This is a genomic window from Lentzea fradiae (assembly GCF_900100955.1).
Classification (GTDB): domain Bacteria; phylum Actinomycetota; class Actinomycetes; order Mycobacteriales; family Pseudonocardiaceae; genus Lentzea; species Lentzea fradiae.
Genome location: NZ_FNCC01000002.1, coordinates 278,793 through 295,840, shown reverse-complemented (window position 1 = coordinate 295,840; position 17,048 = coordinate 278,793). Strand labels below are relative to the sequence as shown.

Here is a 17,048-nt window from a genome sequence, read left to right as displayed (position 1 = left end):
TGTGCTGCGCCCGACAGGTGAAGCATTCGAAGCCCCGAGCCTGCGCGGCCGTGAGTTCCATCGTCTCCAGCGAGCCGCCGTCAAGCATCACGGCGTAGGTGGAAACGGTCCGCCTGGTGGAGATCATTTGATCCCGGTCTAGCGCACGAATGCGCTCAGGCTCTACGCTCATCTTGTTCACTCCCGAGTTGGGTGGACAACGCAGGAGCGGCAAGGTTGGTAGCCGGTTTCCGCTCCTGCGTCTCACGTTCTCTTTGCACCGCAACAAGACGTGCGGCATCGCCGCATAACCCAGCAGAGTCACGCGCTATGTCCAATGAGGACTTCCGCTACTTCTTCGCCGTCTTCGTGACCTTGATCGCCTCCCCCTTCTCACGCTCACGGTTCGCCCAGTACATGGCCTCGTGGTGGTGGCTGCGATCGATCTCAGCGACGCGGGCGTAGACGGCGGCCGAGCGGAGGTAGTAGTCCCTCAGCACTTCGGGCGCGGACTTCGGATTGGGCAGGAGCTTGCTCAAGACGTCGTGCGCCTCGCTCAGCGTCCGAACCTGTTCCGCCAAGCCCCAGTGCATGGCGTTAACCGCGGACATCGGGAGCCTCCTCCGCGAGCGCGTGACGCCCCTCCTGGTTGCCGAGGTGGTCAGCCAGCTTGGCCGCCTCCCGCGACAACTCCTGGCAGAACCGCATCAGCACGTCCGACCCGCCGGGAAAGGGCGGGAGCTGGATCGCAATGTTGACCGGGTCGAGGTAGATGGCCAGCGCCGGGACCTCGGGCGTCATCCGGATCATGGCCGCGCCCGCGTCTCGACCGGGCGTACAGGTGGCGTTGAACCCCATCACTGACCACCCCGCGCCGCATCCAGGGCCGTCTGTCCCTCCGCGACCGCCTCCGCAAGCCGGGGTAGCGCTTCCGCGTCAACCACCAGGACGGCCGGAAACGCGTTGCCCAACCGGAACTCGACCCGTCCAGCGAAGACGAGCGGTTCCACCCGGATCGGCAGGTTCGCCGTCAGGTGCAGGCGCATCAAGTCGGCCACGGATCACGCCGCCTTGGGTGCGGGCTTGGACGCGACGGCCGCCTTCATGCCGGTGGCGCGCAGGCTGTAGCCCAGCTTCGCCCGGCAGCGGTGACGCTCACCGACGTGGCCCCCACGGCAGCCCTTGTCATCGATCCACGGCGTGACCGTCAACCCCTCGAACACGGCGGGACGGATGTCCGTACCGGGAATCGCCTCAGGCGGAACGGGCCGGTGAGACGCGGAAATCTTGACCGTGACCGCCGCGTCCGTCTTGCGCTCCGCCGCCTGGTCGATGACGAGGACGGACCACACGAGCTGCCCGTTGTCCTTGTCGACCTCCTGCTCGACGGGGAGCCCCTTGGCGCGGTCCTCCGCCGACTGGAACTTAAGCACCGGCTCGACGCCCATCACGAGCGCGCCCCTCGGGAACACGAAGTCGTGACCCGCCGGGAGCCTGCTCCCACCTGTGATCGCCATCGTCGTTCTCCTGTCGTTCGTGCCGGTCGGGGCTGGTCCCCGACGTTTCGACACCTACGACTTTCGACGAATCGGCAGGACGTCAACACCACACATCAGGACAACTACAGACGTCTCGGCTACATTGAAGTCGTCCCTAGTTGTACGGAGGATGGGCCATGCCGAACCAACGCTTGCGGGATGCGTTGCTGCGCAACACTTTGGGCTTTGATGAAGTCGCCAAGGCAACCGGCGTAGACCCGAAGACCGTCGAACGGTGGATCACGCAGGACCGGACGCCGTACCCACGCCACCGGCACGCCATAGCCGCGATGGTCCGCGAGACCGAGACCTACCTCTGGCCGGACGCGGTCGCGCCGGAGAAGAAGAAAGAGATCAACGAGTCCGAGGTCGTGCAGGTGTACGCGCACCGCCACGCCGTGCCGCAGGACATCTGGGGGCATCTGATCGAGCAGTCGAAGATCAGCATCTCGATCCTGGTCTACGCCGGCATGTTCCTGGTGGACAACCCAGCCCTGATCAAGACGCTTCGCCAGAAGGCCGAGAATGGCGTTCGGATCCGATTGCTGCTCGGAGACCCGGCAAGCCGAGAGGTCGCGCGCCGCAGCGAAGAAGAGGGCATCGGCAAGACCACGCTTGGCGCAAAGATCCGGAACGCCCTGGCCATATACAAGCCGCTGGCCGAGGTGCCCGGCGTGGAGATCCGACTTCACGGCACGACGCTCTACAACTCGATCTACCGCTTCGATGACGAGATGCTCGTGAACACGCACGTGCACGGCTTCATGGCAGCTCACGCGCCAGTCCTGCACCTACGGCGGTTGTCCGGGGGCGACCTGTTCGAGACGTACGCCGAGAGCTTCCAGGGCGTCTGGGATGGCGCGAAGCCGCCGAAGTGGTAGGCAGGTAGACATGGCTCGCACTGATCACTACAACGACCCGAACGCACCGAAGGCGACCAACATCGTCGTAGCGGTGACGGCGTTCGTGCAGGACGAGCAAGGCCGGCTACTGATGATCCGGCGGACCGACAACGACCTGTACTCGATCCCCGGCGGAGCGCAGGACGTCGGCGAGACCATCGGCCACACCGTCATCCGCGAGGTCAAGGAAGAGACCGGGGTCGACGTCGAACCCGTCGACATCATCGGCGTGTACTCCGACCCCGCCCACGTCATCGCCTACACCGATGGCGAGGTGCGGCAGCAGTTCTCCATCTGCTTCCGGGCGCGACTGATTGGCGGGGAGTTGCGGACGAGCAACGAGTCGAGCGAAGTTCACTGGGTGAGCCGCGGAGACCTCGACGCGCTTAACATCCACCCATCCATCAGGCTCCGAATCGAGCACGGATTCGAAGACCGCTCGACGCCCTACTTCGCGGTGTAGTCGACTCCCGCCGCGCGTAGCCGTGCCTCAGTGCGCTCAACAGCGCCGATCAACTCGGGCTCTGCTTGGCGAATGAAGAAAGTGACCAGATCTTCAGGTCCGTAGCGCTTCTCAATCTCTTCAATTCGATCACCCACATTCGTGATCTCACCACTCGGCGTCGTCGTCATATCAGCCCACCACAAAGCGTCCCGCAATGAAGTCCCTTCATCTTTCCACGCTGTCAATTCAGCCGACAACCCACGCAACTCGGCTTCCCTATATGCACAAGAGTGATGCGCGACGAGGGCACACAGACGATTGGGAAAGCCGATTTCGGCAAGGTATCGAGCACCATCAAGCGGATGAAAACCAGTCTTCCGAAGCGTCGAACTGTAGCCAATATCGTGAAGAATCGCCGCCGAGCGGAGCAGATCGGAGTCAGATTTGCTTAGAATCACCGACATTTGCGCCGACTGTCGAGCGACTCCCTGGACATGACTCCAGCGCATTGGCAGAGAGTCTGCCAAGCAGACACCTGCAACCTCGAACGCCCGGCTCCAGAGATCCATGCGGCAGATCCTATCGGTGACGTTGTAGGATAGCCAAGTGGGCCACAACGAGCCTACCTCGCCAGGAGGCTCGGATACTGCTGAATCATCAGATCGTCAACACGGAAGATAAACGAACGAGATACCTTTATGCCAGCCTGAGACGAGTCACGATCGACCATAATTCGACTTCCCTGAATCGCCACGTGCATCGTCCTTTCCAGCTTCTTGCGAAGGTCGATGGACTTTTCAAACTGCTTCGTCTGCATGCGCGTGAGCCGACTATTTCCGTGCACGATAGAGTTTCGCAGGTCTACACAACACGTGAAGTCCTGCACCTCTTTCTCGCCGAGAAGGCTAAGACCAAACCCTCTGCGTAGCCATTCAAACATCGCAGGCCAAGAGTTGAACATCCCTTCGCGAACCTCACCCAGAAGGGCCTCGTACATTTTCGATCTGTTGCCATCCTCGAGAGCAATTAGGGACGTCAACATTTCAGCGATGTAAGTTTCACCTAAGGTGGCAAGGTGGACTATCGTCCGCTCGGGAACCTCGTCCGCCAGTTGCAACCGTGCGATGTCCGTCAAGGTTCTATTTGCACTTAGCGAGGTATTACGAAGACTTAGTTCTTTTTTGCCCATTCTACGGCTTCCTTCATCAACGGGCCGTCACTCTGCACCGCCTTCAGCGCTCCCGCTGGGCAGCTCTTCACCTTCGATAAAGCCGCAGCCAAGAGCGGTCTAGTCATATCTGTAGCACGTTGATACAGCTCCACGATCTTGGTTGCACTCGCAGAGGTTCGACCTTCGTTGACAAGCGCCCATGCAGCTTCCGCACGCACCAATTCATGCCTGTCATCAATCTGCTCGTCAAGCCATTTCATCACCTCCAACTCATCGCCATCAAATGGCTCTGAGGCATGAATCCGGGCAGCATAGATTGCCCATAACTTTACCCAAGGATTCTGGCGCTTATTCAGGGCAATAGACTTAATAGTGAACCAGTAGTTCTCTGACACACGTGGGGCACTGAAAGCGCTAATATCAATTACGTCGGCGAACGGATTGGAGGAAACATGATTGACCCGTTCGCGTTCTAGCTCCATCCTGGCGGCAATGTACTTCACCACGGCTTCGACGCGCGCTTGGTTATCACTAGCAATCGCAGCAAGTTGTCCCGGAGTTACCGCCTCTTCCGCATGGCGCAATACCGCAAGGATCCTGGGTATAAGCCCCTGAAGTCTTTCAAGTAGGAACGGGTCGCCTTCTACCGGATCGGCGGCCTTGAACCAGTCCTGCAAAATCATATGATAAACGGCAAAGTCGAGTTCGATTTCTTCTTCATCATCATCTTCGTCGCTGTCGTATCCGCTCATCATAAACTCGCGCGCCTGCGCCATCGCTTCTTCTGCATCGGCGAAATATCTCGACAGAATGTCATCGTCGGTCTCGTGACGAGCCGCCAGTGTCTTTCGCGTGTAAATCTTGGTCTTCTCAGTGGAAAGAACAAGACCAATCCTTCTCGCGAGTTCAGAAGCTTGCTCGATTACGGCGCTCGCCTCCTCAAACGAGGAGGCGAGCACACGGAAGTCGTCCGCAAATCGCGAGACTGCGAACATGTTTCGGCTCAAACCCCTTGCGAGGATGTCAAGATATGTGTCAGCAAGAATGTCGCTCTCGTACCAAAGCTGAGGCAGACCAAGCTGCCTACCTTGCAACTCGGTAAGAAAGCTCGCCATTAGCTGCGGGGTCCCGGCATCCCCAGTTCGAACCACAAGCTCCTCTAATAGCAAGTTGTGATCCACATACTCGTAACAAGATGCGATATCGAACTCAACTACGTGTGAAGCTTTTGACTTCAAGCCGAACTCTTTATGCGCCGGCCATGCTCCATCACTTCGGCTTGGATCAGGCAGGTAGGGAATCATCTTGCCCGCCAACGCCTTATAGAGCGCGCGCGTACCAAGCGAGCTCACAGCGACTGGGCGGATACCAAACAACTTACGAGGATATCCAATCGTCTCGACTGGCAACGGATAGTTTCGCTCCAGCCGAGCGCGAAGTTGTTCCGCAACTAGACTTATCGCATCGCTAAGACATTCATCAGATGCCAGAGGAGGGAAGTGTTCAATCCCGTACTTGAGACTGTTCTGGACGGCTTCCGCGAGGTTCAGCTTCGCAAGCTCGGAGCGTGATACACGCATGACCGCCTCACAATCCTGGTGCCAGGTGGAGTGGCACCCTAACCTCTCGATGCCACAGGTTGCGAGGGGTTCACGTTGCCACTCGATAACATGGCGTACGAGCAATCACCTAGTTGTCCGATTGCGGAATTGCGCTCTACAGGATCAAGGCCGCCGCTGGCGGCACGCTCCGCGCGTACGGCGAACACCTTCCATCCCGGCACTCCCGGCATCCGCTTCGCTGCGCCGGTCGGCCGGGCGGCGCTGCGCGCCGTCCTCCGGCCTTGCCCAAGCGGACGAGCTGCCCCATACAGCCATGTCGGCCAGCAGCTCCCTACGAGCGCCGTCAGGGTCACCGCGGACTTGCCGGTCATGGCGCTCGACTGCCGCGACGGCTGCGCCGCCTTGCCAACGATCAGGCACCAGACGAAGCCGCGCGACCATCCAACGAGCACCAGGCCGAGCCACCCCAACGCCGCGAGCATGACAACGGCCGGCAGCGCCGCGTCAAGGCTGGGACGAGTACCTTGACCCAGCGCCACCGGCCGCATTCGAGGCTCAGTATCGGGATGATGGCAGGGGTGTGGACGGCCCAGAAGGACCAAGATCATGATGCGCTTTAGTCTCGTAAAACGTCGATAAACGTCGATAAGCGACTGTCCACAGTGCTCAGATCAAGAGCGCATCCACGCAGGTAGTGAGCACTGTCGAGGAAGATCGACGAACAACGCCAAGCGAAGGCTCTTACTCTTCGGGTTCAGGGTTCGAGTCCCTGGCGGCCCACCAAACCCCCAGGTCAGCAGCCTGGGGGTTTCGCTTTTCAAGATCGCCAACACGCCGTCGAGGCGCTTCGCTCGCTGAATCGCGACTCCGATTCCTCCTGCTTGGCCCTGCTCAGGCTCATCGAAGGCCCGTTCCAGTGCCTCCGTGCCTTCCGGGCGAGGTAGGTGTCCTGAGTCCGACGCCAGCCGCGTTGCGGGGCAGGGCAGGGCAGCGCATGACCGTGGGCAGATGAGGCGGGGGACCCGTCGGCCGCCTGCTCGAACTGCTCCTGCGTCCTACTGGCCGGAGTGGGCGTCGCGCGTCACCAGTTAGTACTCCGGGCCGGGGTGTCGAGCAGTGCGTGGGCGTGCCGCGCGGCGTCCGGGTTCAGGCGGTACTGGTAGGAGGTTCGCCCTGGTCGTGCCCTGTAGGACATGCGGCGGAGCAGGTAACCGGCGTCATACAGCTCCATCGTCGGCCGACGGGCACACTTTCGCAGGCGGATGAGTTTGGTGGTCAGGTCGTTCACCGTGAACCACGTATCGGGGTGTGCGCAGAGAACGGTGAGGACCTGTTGGTGTTGCGGGCTTCCGGGTAGTGGGGAGAGAGGCGGCGCAGGCTCGCACAGCGATCGGGCCGCCAGGAACTTGCTGACGGCGCCGTGAGCACCGTCCGCCAGGCGATAGCGCGCGATGGAGCACTCATTGGTCCTTGGGACGATGACGACGGCGCCGATGCGCTCAAGTGCTTTCAAGGCGTACCAGGTGGAAGCGTCCGTCCTGTTTGGACCTTCTTCCCTGATCTGGCTGGCGGACAGGGGTTTTGGGTCGTTGTCGAGCAAACGGCGCAGGATGTGGAGCTTGAACTCCAGTCCTCCTGGGCGCAGAGCGTCGAGTGCGCGGGGCAGGTGAGCCATCAGGTCCCTCCGATCCGGTGACGTCGTGGCCGCCAGCACAAGCGGTCTCGTGTGGTTGAGGTGGACGCTCCTGCGGCGAGGTGCACGTTGAGCAGGAGACGGCAGGGGGACGACACCCTCCGCCAGAGCGGGCCGCGCCGGCATTTGCGGCAGTGTCCGTGCTCGTCGGGCTGGTGTTCGTCGACCAGCACGCGCAACGCCGCCACCAACCTCGGCACCTCCTGTCTGGTCATGGACAACGCGGAGGTGCCGTCGCCGTCTACCGCGATTCGTGACACGAGGTCCAGATGGTCGAGAAGTCGTTGGCGCAGCTCGGAAAACAGGACCAGATTGCTCATGACGCACACCCTTCCGATGGCTGACCGGCTCGGCGGCAGAGACGGCTGATCGGCTCCGGTCGCTTCCGCGCGTCGTGTGCCGTGCCGTTCGAGACGGCACGGGCTACCTCCTGGCGGAACAGGAGCAGGCCGTGCTCTGCCGCGTTGGCGTCCTTGCAGTCGAGCGCCGAAGTGACCACCACGGCCGCTCTGGCCAGTACCGCGGCCTGCGTCGGAGTCAGGGGCACGACGACCAGCACGGTGTTCTCGCCGCGTGTCATGTGTCGGTTCCTTCCGGGCAGGCGCTGGGCCGACGGGCCTCCTGGGCGTGGCGCGCTGACCGATACGGACACGCCCGTCCGATGGTCTCCCTTGGAGGGGCCAAGAGGCCCGTCGACTAACGTTAAGATAAGGATTAATTAACCCAAGATCGATGCCCGGATCGAGTGAATGTGCCCTGACCTGCGGTGAAGCTAGGGTGATCGCGCATGTCGGAACCCGAGGAGGCGGCTGAGTGCCGAGCGACAAGACCTACCGAAAGTCCAAGCTGGGCCGCCTGCTTGATCAGCTTCGCAGGGACGCGGGAAGGGACTTGGAGTTCCTCGCACGTGAACTGCGGAAGACCGAGGCACATCTGTCCAAGTGCCTCAACGGTACGAATCTCCTCGGTTGGGCCGACCTCGGACTGTTCCTCGATCTCGTCGAAGCGGACGAGGACGGGCGCCGCAAGGCAACGGAGTTCTGGGAGGACGCCAAGCAGGACAGCACCCGCGTGCAGCATCCAGCCGCGTACAACCGGGTCGCTCGCTCATACGCCCGCGCAGAGGCTGACGCTGCTTGGATCAGGCAGGTCGAAGCAGCGCTGATTCCCGGGATGCTGCAAGTTCCGGAGTACACGCTTGCTCGCCGCGAGGCAGACCACCTGTTCCTGAACCCGAAGATTCCCGCGAGCCGTGTTGTCGCGGCAAGGCAGAGCCGTCAGATGCGACTGCACGGCGATGATCCTCTCCGCGCGCACTTCTTGATCGATGTCGCCGCTCTTCAACGCGCAGTCGGCGGACCGGCCGTGATGTACGCGCAGCTGCTCCACCTGCAGGCGGTGGCGGCTCTTCCGCACGTCACGATCCAGGTGATCGGTGAAGACGCTGGCGCCTACGCGATCTACGGCGTGACGATCCTCGGGTTCGACGATGAGGACTTCCCGGACGTCGTCTACCTGGAGACCAGGGCAGGCGGAAAGTGGGTGGAAGATGAGGTTGACGTAGACAAGTTCCGCAAGTCGTTCCACGAGATCGCGGACGAGCAAGCCTTCACGCCCGAAGAGACGCTCGAAGTCATCCGCGAGCTGGCAGAGAACTTCAAGAAGAGGATCCCAGCGAGATGAACTCCGACAAGACGTGGCGCAAGTCCAGCTACTCCGCACCTGACAACAACTGTGTCGAGCTGGCCGTTGGCCGGCACGAGACCGGCGTACGAGACAGCAAAGACCCGAACGGCGGCACCTTCGCCGTCGAGGCGTCGGCGTGGGCCGCGTTCCTCGCGGCCACGAAGTCCGGCGGCTTCCGGCGTTGACGCAGGGCTGAGCGGAGCCTGGAGATCCGACGCCGGGAGCGTCACTCAGGACCGGACGAAGGCTCTCCGGCTCCGCCACGACCTCGAGCTTGACCGGTCTCCGCCGTACGGCCGTTTGAGGCAAAGAATAGTCTTTGCAGGATGAGGGCGAAGACTGCTGCGGACATCGCCGCGGAGCTGGAAGCCGAACTGGAGCTGTACCCCGACGAGCGGGGAGAGATCCTCAGCGAGGCAGCCCACGCGTGGCGTGAGGCGGGTGACGATGGCCGCGCCATCGAACTGCTGAACCAAGCCGTTGCTCTGGGTGGCGAAGACGGCGGCTGTGCCAGGGTGGAACTGGCCGAGGTGCTGTTCGACCTTGATCAAGCCGAAGACGCCTTCGCGCAGCTGGATGAGCTGCGGCGCGAGCGACCGTCGTCCCCGGCTCCGTACCACCTGGCCGCGGAGCTGCTGGAAGAGCGTGGCGAGCTCCAGCAGGCGTTGACCTGGTTCAACATGGCCATCGCCCGGCTGACCGACGAGGAGATGGCTCAGAGGAACGGGGAGTTCGGCTTCCTCACCTATGCCGACAACATCGTGGTCGGCCGGCGACGCGTGCGTCACGCGCTGGGGGTCCCACCGGACGAGCTGGACGAGTCGGTCGGCGCTCCGGCCGCGCAGGCGGAGAACCTGGACCGCGCGCTCATCCCGCAGGCGCCGCCCCGTGAGGCGCGAGTGTTGTTCTGGCCTCGAGACGAGATTCCTCGCGCGCACGAGACCTGGCCGCAGTTGGTTCAGCACGCTGACGTGGACACCGTCGTCGCTGACCGTGAGGCCGCCAACCGGGAGCTGTCGGACGCAGGCACGACCCGGATCACGATGGTCCCGTTGTCGGTGGAGAAGCTCCTCGAGTTCTCCGCCAGGACCGGCGGTGACGCAGCGGACGAGACCACCCGCATGGCCTGCATGGAGGAGATCCTCGCGGGCGGCGGCGGAATCAGCTGGCCTCCGGTCCGCAACGCTCCCTGCTGGTGCGGCTCAGGAACCAAGTACAAGAAGTGCTGCGGGCGTCCGCGCACCAGCTGACGGCAACGCGCCCGGCCCGGTGGAGCCCGGCCGCCTGTCTCGCTGCTCCCGGAAGCCACGTCGATGCCAGTCGCGCGAGGCGGAAACCCGAAAACCGCATGCACGCACGGGTTTCCGGGAAGTAGTCTGCGCGGCACCGAAGGGGGTAGCAGCGTGACGAAGCTGAACCAGATCATCGCGGTGGAGAAGAGCGTCAAAGGGGGCACGCTCCGGGACCTCACCGATGCGCACCACGGGCTGCAGAAGCCCGCGCTGTTGGCCGGTATCTCGCGGACGTACCAGCCGAAGGACGAGGACGGCGAGGTGTTGCCGCCGGAGTCCACGCGTGTCCAGGTGAAGGCCGAGGACGTGCTGCGGAAGACCGCCACCGTGATGACCCGGCTCTTCGACGTCACGGCGACGAAGGACTGGGCCAACTGCGTCGCGAAGGCCGATGTCGTGGTCGACGGGCGGACGTTGCTGCGTGACGTGCCCGTGTCGTACCTGCTGTTCCTCGAGAAGCAGCTGACCGACCTGCACACCTTCGTGAAGAAGCTGCCCCTGCTGGACGCGGCCGAGGACTGGAGCTTCGACGAGTCCGCCGACTACTGGCGCACCGAGCAGGTTCGGACGATCCGCACCAAGAAGGTGCCGCGCAACCACGTCAAGGCCGAGGCCACGGAGAAGCACCCGGCGCAGGTCGAGGTGTACTACGAGGACATCCCGGTCGGGTACTGGAGCACGGTGAAGTTCTCCGGCGCGCTGCCTGCCCGGCGGGTCAACGAGTTGGTCGACCGGGTGGAGAAGCTGCAGCACGCGGTGAAGTTCGCCCGCGAGGAGGCCAACGGCCTGGAGGTCACCGACCAGCGTGTCGGTGAGGTCGTCTTCGACTACCTGTTCCGCTAACGTCACAGACTCCCCCGCTGGAGCGCGGGGGTGCGTTCCCTCGCAGGGAACGCGAAAGCTGAAACTGAACACGTCAGCCTGAACAACCCGGTCACAAGTGGGGGTTCGAATCCCTCCCCCGGCACCAGCACGCCGGGGTAGCCCAAGGGCAGAGGCAGCCGGGATCAAGCTCAGACTCTCGCTCCAGGTTCAGCATTTTCCGCCGAACGCCAGATCAACCGAGACCGGACAAGACTCGCCGAGGTGCAGGTTCGAATCCTGCTGGCCGCTCTGCCCGTGCGGCCGTAGCTCAACGGAAGAGCGCGGCGACCTAAGGACTGATCCGACTCTTAAACGTCGCTGGTGTGCGCAAATGGGCGGCCAACCGGGGCCCTGGACTGGACATGTCCGGGGCCCCACCCGCATTTCCGGCAGGAGAAGGTGCATGAGCGAGATCCCGGACGACCACCGCTCCGCCTGGACCGAGGCGGACCGCGAGCTCGCCGCGACGCTCTGGGGAAAGCTCACCGAGCCGGCCAAGGCGCTGTTCTCGATCCTGATCGACCACCCCGGCCAGAAGTTCACCGGCGACGAACTGGCCCATGAACTCGGCCTGGCCAACGGCAGGCAAAGCACGAAGAGCGTTCTCTCGCGGCCTGGAGCGCTGTGCACGGAGTTCGGGCGCATCCCGCTCTGGTCGTGGGACTACCCGGACGGCAAGAGGGCGCGGTACTGGACGACACCCGAGGTCGCCGGAATCTTCAGGCAGGCACGGGGGAACTGACCTACCCGCGGCGGAGCTGACAGCCGGAGAGGATCGGCCAGGTGAGCGCGGCCATCTCCGACGGCGTGTGGGCGCAGTCGCGTTGCAGCCAGTCGGCGGCCACTCCGACGAGCGCGCCTGCGACGAAGGCCGCATGCACGTTGTCGGGGTCGTCGGCGGTCGTGGTGGCCTTGCCGGTCGACGTCTTGAGCGCGGCGGCTGTGATGCGGCGCCGGATGTGGTCGATGACGCGGGCGCTGCCCTGAGGCCCCAGCAGGCTGCGGTACAGGCCGGCGTGTTCGGCGAGGGTGGCGAAGAAGGTCTGCAGCGACCCCACCGGGTCGCCGTTGTCCGGGCTGCTGCCGATGGCCGTCACCAGGTCGATCAGCTTGTCGAGCATGCCCGTGCAGGCGGCCTCGGCCAGTTCGTGCACGTCGCGGTAGTGGTCGTAGAAGGTCGAGCGGCTCACCTCCGCCTGCTCGGCCACGTCGGCGACGCTGATCTGCGCCAGGTCGCGGTCCTCGACGAGGTCGATCAGCGCGCACTGCAACGCCGCGTGGGTGCGCCGCACCCGGCGATCGCCCGCGGGAGCGCCGCTTTTCGTCGTGGCCATGTCGACCAGTCTAGCTTTCCTACATCTGTAGGCTAACCTACAGATGTAGGCAAACGTGACTGGAGGACGCAGATGACGAAGACGCTGGGCCTGATCGGGGCGGGCATGATCGGAACGACGCTGGCGCGCTTGGCCGTTGCCGCTGGGCTGGACGTCGTGGTGAGCAACTCGCGAGGCCCCGAGACCCTCGCGGACCTCGTTGCCGAACTCGGCGAACGCGCTCGCGCCGGCACGGCGGAGGACGCGGCGCGGGAGGGTGATCTCGTGGTGGTCGCCATCCCGCTCAAGCACTTCCCGTCGCTTCCGGTGGAGGCGTTGGCGGGCAAGACGGTGATCGACGCGATGAACTACTACCCGCAGCGCGACGGCAACATCGCGGAGCTCGACTCGAACGAGCTGACCTCGAGCGAGCTGGTGCAGCGGCACCTGGTCGGCTCCCACGTGGTCAAGGCGATCAACAGCATCGTCTACCTCAGCCTCGGCACCCGTGCGCGGCCGTCCGGGCATCCCGAGCGCAGCGCCTTGCCCGTCGCGGGCGACGACGACACCGCCAAGGCGGAGGTGGTCGCGCTGCTCGACGTCCTGGGCTATGACGCCGTGGACATCGGTTCCCTCGCGGACAGCTGGCGCAGCGAGCCCAACAACCCGGTCTACGTCCAGCCGTACCTGGTCCAGGGACGACCCGAGGACCTCACGCCGGAGGAGGCCCGTCACTGGTTCGTCGACAACCCCGGCGTCACGGTTCCCGCCGACCAGATCAGGAAGCTCGTCGACGCCGCGGTGCGCGGACCCGCCGGTGGCTACCTGCCGGGGCTGGAGCCGGCCTGAGCAGTGGTGGCGCCCCCTCCGGCTCGGTCACGGAGGGGGCTTTCCCTTGCTGCCACGCGTGAGCGCGACGATGCCAGGGCCGCTCGGAAGTTTCACCCCAGGGGCGACTACCTCGCGCCGTGGGCGGGTTCGAGCCTGATGCCGCTCACCTGTTCGCGGATCGCCACGTCGATGTCCGTGGCGCGAAGGCCGAACGTGCGCTGGGTCTCCGAAGAGTCCATGTGGAACGGTGCGTACCACTGGTAGTCCATCTCGGCCATCTCGCGGGCGATCGGGACGGCCACGCCCGCCGTGCGCATCACGAAGCGCGGCAACGCGACGAGCTTGATCACCGGGCGGCCGGCGGCGCGGGCGTAGCGCTTCACCAGTTCGCGGACGGTGATCGCGGGGGCGGACGGGACGTGCCAGGCGCGGCCCCAGGCGCGTTCGTCCGCGGCGAGGGTGACCAGGGTGGTGGCCATGTCGACGTTGTAGGTGAAGGTGTGCGGGGCGTCGAGGTCACCGGGGAAGTACGCCGTGGCGCCCTTCTTCAGCGGCGTTTCGAAGAGCTGCGAGTAGATGCTGAGGGAGTCCTTGCCGATGTAGTCGGCGCCGCGGGCTTCGAAGGTGCGGACGCCGGAGGCGAGGGTCTGTTCCCAGAGCTCCCTGCGCAGCACGCCTTTGCGGGTGGTGGCGGACATGGGGGTGTGCTCGTTCATGTGGCCGCCGGGCTGCGGGCCGTACGCGTAGAGGCTGCCGGTGATGGCCAGGACGGCGTCGTTGGCCTTGGCCGCCGCGATCACGGAGTTCTGCAACGGCGGTAGGAGGCGTGGCCACGACGTGTACGACGGTGGGTTGGCGCAGTGGTAGATCGCTTTGGCGCCGCGGGAGAGCTCGGTCAGGCGGACGGGGTCCGACGCGTCCGCGGCCACTCGTTCGATCAGGTCGTGCTTCGGGCCGGAACCGCTGCGCGTGACGACGAGGGAGGTCTCGCCCCGCTCGGCGAGGAGGCGGGCGACGTTCGAGCCGATGGAGCCCGCGCCGATGATGACGTGCTGAGCCATGACGTGTTTCCTTTTCCAGGCAAGGGAGTCCTGGGCGCGGGATGAGCCGCGCCCAGGACGCGGGGTCAGTTGAGGCCGGCGCCGTTGAAGGCGGGGATGTCGCCAAGCATCTCGAGGATCGCCGGGTTGTCCTCGTTGCGGCGGCGGTGCAGTTCCTGGACCTTCGCGCCGAACTCCGGGTCGTCGTCGTCCGTCACGTCGAAGATGTCCAGGCGCTCCGCGAGGCCGAGGCCGAGGCGATCGGTCTCGTAGGTGGTCGGATGCGTCAGGTACGCGTAGAGGGCGTCGAGGTCCTCCAGGACGAAGACCGCGCTGTACTCGAACTCGCCGCCGTGGTCGCGGCCGACGACGAACGACTTGACGGCGGGGTTCGACCTGCCCTGGTTGCGCCAGGACTCCAGCACTTCCTCGATCTGCTCCCGCGTCGCGCTCGCCTTCACGGTGGCCCGGTTGATGTGGAAGATCATGTCATCCCTCGTTTCTAACGTCGTTAGATTTTCTAACGCTGTTAGACTATGGCCGTGTGCCGATGCCGTCAAGTAGGCGGCTAGGGTCGGGAGAACTGCACCGGAACCGAGTGGTTGACATGGCGACGAGCACCAGGCGGGCCCGCGAACGAGCGAGCATCCGCGAACGCATCATCGAGGCCGCGCTGACGGTCCTCGAGTCGGAGGGAACGGCGGCGCTCACGGTGCGGCGCATCGCCACCGAGGTCGAGTACACCGCGCCGATCGTCTACCAGCACTTCGCGAACAAGGACGCGCTCGTGGTCGAGCTCGTCGCGCACGGGTACCGGCTCATGCTGGACTCGGCCCGGCACGCCGCCGAGGAGCCCGACATCGAGCTGCGGATGGTCAAGGTCGGGTCGGAGTGCGTGCGGTTCGCGGGCGAGCACCCGCACCTCTACCAGATCATGAACAGCCCCGCGGTGGACGCCGAGGAGCGCACGCGGGCGGCGCAGCCCGCCATCGACCTCCTCCGCGAGCTGATCGGCGTCTGGTCGCGCACGCACGACGTCGTGCTGGCCGACTTCGACGACGCCTGCGAGATCATCTGGGGAACCGTGTACGGGATCGCCTCGCTCGGGTTCCTCGGGACCATCGGCAACGAGCGCGCGCGGCACCTCGTCGAGCAGGCGCTCCGCACGGTGCTGGCGGGCTGGCGGACCGGCGCCTGACAGCGCGAGACCCCGGACCACAGCGGCCCGGGGTCTCGTCGGAGAAGGATCAGAAGTGCGCGGGCTCCGCCGAGCCCTCGGTCCGGTTGGGCAGCAGTGCCGCCACCACGATCGTCGCCGCGGCGAGGATCGTGGCCACCACGAAGGCAACCCTCATCCCGCTGAGCTGCGCCGCCGCCTTGTCCGCGCCCTCCGCGACCAGCTGGCCGGTGCGGGTGGACATCACCGTCACCACCAGCGCGGTGCCCAGGGCCGCCGCCACCTGCTGCAGCGTGCCGAGGATCGAGCTGCCGTGCGGGTACAGGTCCGCCGGCAGCGCGCCCATCCCGAGCGTGAAGAGCGGGGTGAACGTCGCGGCCAGGCTGATCATCAGCAGCGCGTGCAGGCCCAGGATCTGCCAGTACGGCATGGACGTCGAGATCTGGGTGAAGCCCGCGAGCGACGCCACGATGCCGACCGAGCCGGGGATCACCAGCGGGCGGCTGCCGACGCGGTCGTAGATCCTGCCGACGGACGGGCCGAGCAGGCCCATCGCCAGGCCGCCCGGCATCAGCAGCAGGCCGGTCTGCAACGGCGTCAGGTCCCGCAGGTTCTGCAGGTAGAGGGGCAGCAGGATCATCGAGCCCATCATCGCCAGGAACGCGATGCACAGCACCGCCAGCGACAGGGTGAACGTGCGGTGCTTGAGGGTCCGCAGGTCCATCAACGGCGCGTCGACGCGTTGCAGCTTGAGCTGGCGGACCACGAAGAGCGCGATGGTCAGCGCACCGGCGACGACGATGGCGGGGCCGAGCCGGACCTCGCCCTCGCCGAACAGGCTGAGGCCGTAGACGAGACCGCCGAAGCCCAGGGTCGCCATGGCCGCGCTCGCCCAGTCGATGGTGCTGACCTTCGGCTCACCGATGTTCTTGAGCTGACGCAGGCCGAAGTACGTCACGGCGCCCGCGATGGGCAGGACCGCGACGAACAGCAGGCGCCACGAGCCGAACTGCAGGATCAGGCCGGAGATGGCGGGGCCGAGGGCGGGGGCCACCGAGATCGCCAGCGTCACGTTGCCCATCACGCGGCCGCGGTCCTGCTTCGGGACGACGGTCATCAGCGTGGTCATCAGCAGCGGCATCATCACCGCGGTGCCGGCGGCCTGGACGATGCGGCCCACCAGCAGGACGGCGAACGTGGGCGCGACCGCGGACAGCGCGGTGCCCGCCAGGAACACGCCCATCGCGATCACGTAGCCCTGGCGGGTCGTGACGCGCTGCAGGAACCAGCCGGTGATCGGGATGACGGCCGCCATCGTCAGCATGAACGCCGTCGAGACCCACTGCGCCGCCTGCTCGGTGACCCTCATCGACTCCATCAGGCTGGGAATCGCGTTGATCATCAACGTCTCGTTGAGGATCACGACGAACGTGGCCAGCACCAGCAGGCGCACGACGAGCGGTGTTCGGCCCGCTTCGGCGGTCGGTCGTTCCTTGATCGCAGCAGGCATTGTCAGGCCCTCACTAGGTAGCTGGCGCGGTCGTCTCGCGGCAGG

23 protein-coding genes are annotated in these 17,048 nt (G+C 64.9%); 9 read left to right on the top strand and 14 right to left on the bottom strand.

Annotated features, from left to right (window positions below; all coding sequences use genetic code 11):
• Window positions 1-329 precede the first annotated feature (329 nt).
• From BLT23_RS05420 to BLT23_RS05405, 4 genes are read right to left on the bottom strand one after another with little or no spacing between them, the layout of a single operon-like run.
• Window positions 330-590: an AMED_5909 family protein gene (locus tag BLT23_RS05420; RefSeq protein WP_245743650.1), complete on the bottom strand. Its 261-nt coding sequence runs from the start codon at window positions 588-590 to the stop codon at window positions 330-332.
• Window positions 577-837, bottom strand: coding sequence for a hypothetical protein (locus tag BLT23_RS05415; RefSeq protein WP_143035828.1), 261 nt, complete (start codon window positions 835-837; stop codon window positions 577-579). The genes BLT23_RS05420 and BLT23_RS05415 overlap by 14 nt, the downstream gene beginning before the upstream one ends.
• On the bottom strand, window positions 837-1,037 hold the full coding sequence (locus BLT23_RS05410; protein WP_065915786.1) for a hypothetical protein: 201 nt from the start codon (window positions 1,035-1,037) through the stop codon (window positions 837-839). Before BLT23_RS05410 ends, BLT23_RS05415 begins: the two co-directional genes overlap by 1 nt.
• Window positions 1,038-1,040: 3 nt before the next feature.
• A complete protein-coding gene (locus tag BLT23_RS05405; RefSeq protein WP_090046228.1) occupies window positions 1,041-1,496 on the bottom strand; it encodes a hypothetical protein in 456 nt (151 codons plus the stop codon).
• 158 nt (window positions 1,497-1,654) lie between these two features.
• Between BLT23_RS05405 and BLT23_RS05400 the strand changes: the two genes are divergently transcribed.
• Together BLT23_RS05400 and BLT23_RS05395 are read left to right on the top strand one after the other, a co-directional pair.
• Entirely contained in the window at window positions 1,655-2,398 is a 744-nt protein-coding gene (locus BLT23_RS05400) for a DUF5919 domain-containing protein (protein ID WP_090046226.1), read from the top strand.
• 10 nt (window positions 2,399-2,408) lie between these two features.
• The gene (locus tag BLT23_RS05395; RefSeq protein ID WP_090046224.1) at window positions 2,409-2,882 is read left to right on the top strand and encodes an NUDIX hydrolase; all 474 of its coding nucleotides are present in this window, start codon (window positions 2,409-2,411) and stop codon (window positions 2,880-2,882) included.
• On the opposite strand, the gene BLT23_RS05390 is transcribed toward BLT23_RS05395, so the two are convergent.
• From BLT23_RS05390 to BLT23_RS05370, 6 genes are all read right to left on the bottom strand, one after another.
• Complete coding sequence (locus tag BLT23_RS05390) at window positions 2,867-3,433, bottom strand: HD domain-containing protein (RefSeq protein ID WP_090046223.1); 567 nt, start codon at window positions 3,431-3,433, stop codon at window positions 2,867-2,869. The two genes, BLT23_RS05395 and BLT23_RS05390, sit on opposite strands and share 16 nt — an antisense overlap.
• Window positions 3,434-3,486: 53 nt before the next feature.
• On the bottom strand, window positions 3,487-4,053 hold the full coding sequence (locus BLT23_RS05385) for a hypothetical protein (protein ID WP_143035827.1): 567 nt from the start codon (window positions 4,051-4,053) through the stop codon (window positions 3,487-3,489).
• Window positions 4,035-5,615: a reverse transcriptase domain-containing protein gene (locus tag BLT23_RS05380; protein ID WP_090046220.1), complete on the bottom strand. Its 1,581-nt coding sequence runs from the start codon at window positions 5,613-5,615 to the stop codon at window positions 4,035-4,037. Before BLT23_RS05380 ends, BLT23_RS05385 begins: the two co-directional genes overlap by 19 nt.
• Window positions 5,616-6,678: 1,063 nt before the next feature.
• A complete protein-coding gene (locus BLT23_RS05375; protein WP_143035826.1) occupies window positions 6,679-7,272 on the bottom strand; it encodes a hypothetical protein in 594 nt (197 codons plus the stop codon).
• Complete coding sequence (locus BLT23_RS39865; protein WP_143035825.1) at window positions 7,272-7,610, bottom strand: hypothetical protein; 339 nt, start codon at window positions 7,608-7,610, stop codon at window positions 7,272-7,274. Before BLT23_RS39865 ends, BLT23_RS05375 begins: the two co-directional genes overlap by 1 nt.
• The gene (locus BLT23_RS05370) at window positions 7,607-7,870 is read right to left on the bottom strand and encodes a hypothetical protein (RefSeq protein ID WP_090046217.1); all 264 of its coding nucleotides are present in this window, start codon (window positions 7,868-7,870) and stop codon (window positions 7,607-7,609) included. Before BLT23_RS05370 ends, BLT23_RS39865 begins: the two co-directional genes overlap by 4 nt.
• A gap of 233 nt (window positions 7,871-8,103) precedes the next feature.
• Here BLT23_RS05370 and BLT23_RS05365 point away from each other — a divergent pair, with 233 nt between their 5' ends.
• The 5 genes from BLT23_RS05365 to BLT23_RS05345 all read left to right on the top strand — a co-directional run bounded on the left by BLT23_RS05365 (window position 8,104) and on the right by BLT23_RS05345 (window position 11,874).
• Entirely contained in the window at window positions 8,104-8,973 is an 870-nt protein-coding gene (locus BLT23_RS05365; protein WP_090046215.1) for a helix-turn-helix domain-containing protein, read from the top strand.
• The gene (locus BLT23_RS05360) at window positions 8,970-9,161 is read left to right on the top strand and encodes a DUF397 domain-containing protein (RefSeq protein WP_090046213.1); all 192 of its coding nucleotides are present in this window, start codon (window positions 8,970-8,972) and stop codon (window positions 9,159-9,161) included. The genes BLT23_RS05365 and BLT23_RS05360 overlap by 4 nt, the downstream gene beginning before the upstream one ends.
• Before the next feature lie 141 nt (window positions 9,162-9,302).
• Window positions 9,303-10,226, top strand: coding sequence for an SEC-C metal-binding domain-containing protein (locus BLT23_RS05355; protein ID WP_090046212.1), 924 nt, complete (start codon window positions 9,303-9,305; stop codon window positions 10,224-10,226).
• A 153-nt stretch (window positions 10,227-10,379) separates the two neighbouring features.
• A complete protein-coding gene (locus BLT23_RS05350; protein WP_090046210.1) occupies window positions 10,380-11,111 on the top strand; it encodes a DUF7873 family protein in 732 nt (243 codons plus the stop codon).
• Between the two features lie 424 nt (window positions 11,112-11,535).
• Window positions 11,536-11,874, top strand: a complete 339-nt coding sequence (locus BLT23_RS05345; RefSeq protein ID WP_090046209.1) for a DUF6416 domain-containing protein — start codon at window positions 11,536-11,538, stop codon at window positions 11,872-11,874.
• 1 nt (window position 11,875) lies between these two features.
• On the opposite strand, the gene BLT23_RS05340 is transcribed toward BLT23_RS05345, so the two are convergent.
• Complete coding sequence (locus BLT23_RS05340; protein ID WP_090046207.1) at window positions 11,876-12,466, bottom strand: TetR/AcrR family transcriptional regulator; 591 nt, start codon at window positions 12,464-12,466, stop codon at window positions 11,876-11,878.
• Window positions 12,467-12,538: 72 nt separating this feature from the next.
• Between BLT23_RS05340 and BLT23_RS05335 the strand changes: the two genes are divergently transcribed.
• Complete coding sequence (locus tag BLT23_RS05335) at window positions 12,539-13,294, top strand: NADPH-dependent F420 reductase (protein WP_090046205.1); 756 nt, start codon at window positions 12,539-12,541, stop codon at window positions 13,292-13,294.
• A gap of 107 nt (window positions 13,295-13,401) precedes the next feature.
• Here the strand turns inward: BLT23_RS05335 and BLT23_RS05330 are convergent, their stop codons facing one another.
• Complete coding sequence (locus BLT23_RS05330) at window positions 13,402-14,337, bottom strand: NAD-dependent epimerase/dehydratase family protein (protein WP_090046204.1); 936 nt, start codon at window positions 14,335-14,337, stop codon at window positions 13,402-13,404.
• Window positions 14,338-14,402: 65 nt separating this feature from the next.
• On the bottom strand, window positions 14,403-14,804 hold the full coding sequence (locus tag BLT23_RS05325; protein WP_090046201.1) for a Dabb family protein: 402 nt from the start codon (window positions 14,802-14,804) through the stop codon (window positions 14,403-14,405).
• A 119-nt stretch (window positions 14,805-14,923) separates the two neighbouring features.
• Between BLT23_RS05325 and BLT23_RS05320 the strand changes: the two genes are divergently transcribed.
• Complete coding sequence (locus BLT23_RS05320) at window positions 14,924-15,514, top strand: TetR/AcrR family transcriptional regulator (RefSeq protein WP_090046200.1); 591 nt, start codon at window positions 14,924-14,926, stop codon at window positions 15,512-15,514.
• A 49-nt stretch (window positions 15,515-15,563) separates the two neighbouring features.
• Here BLT23_RS05320 and BLT23_RS05315 read toward each other — a convergent pair whose 3' ends face one another.
• On the bottom strand, window positions 15,564-17,003 hold the full coding sequence (locus BLT23_RS05315; protein WP_090046198.1) for an MDR family MFS transporter: 1,440 nt from the start codon (window positions 17,001-17,003) through the stop codon (window positions 15,564-15,566).
• Between the last annotated feature and the right edge of the window lie 45 nt (window positions 17,004-17,048).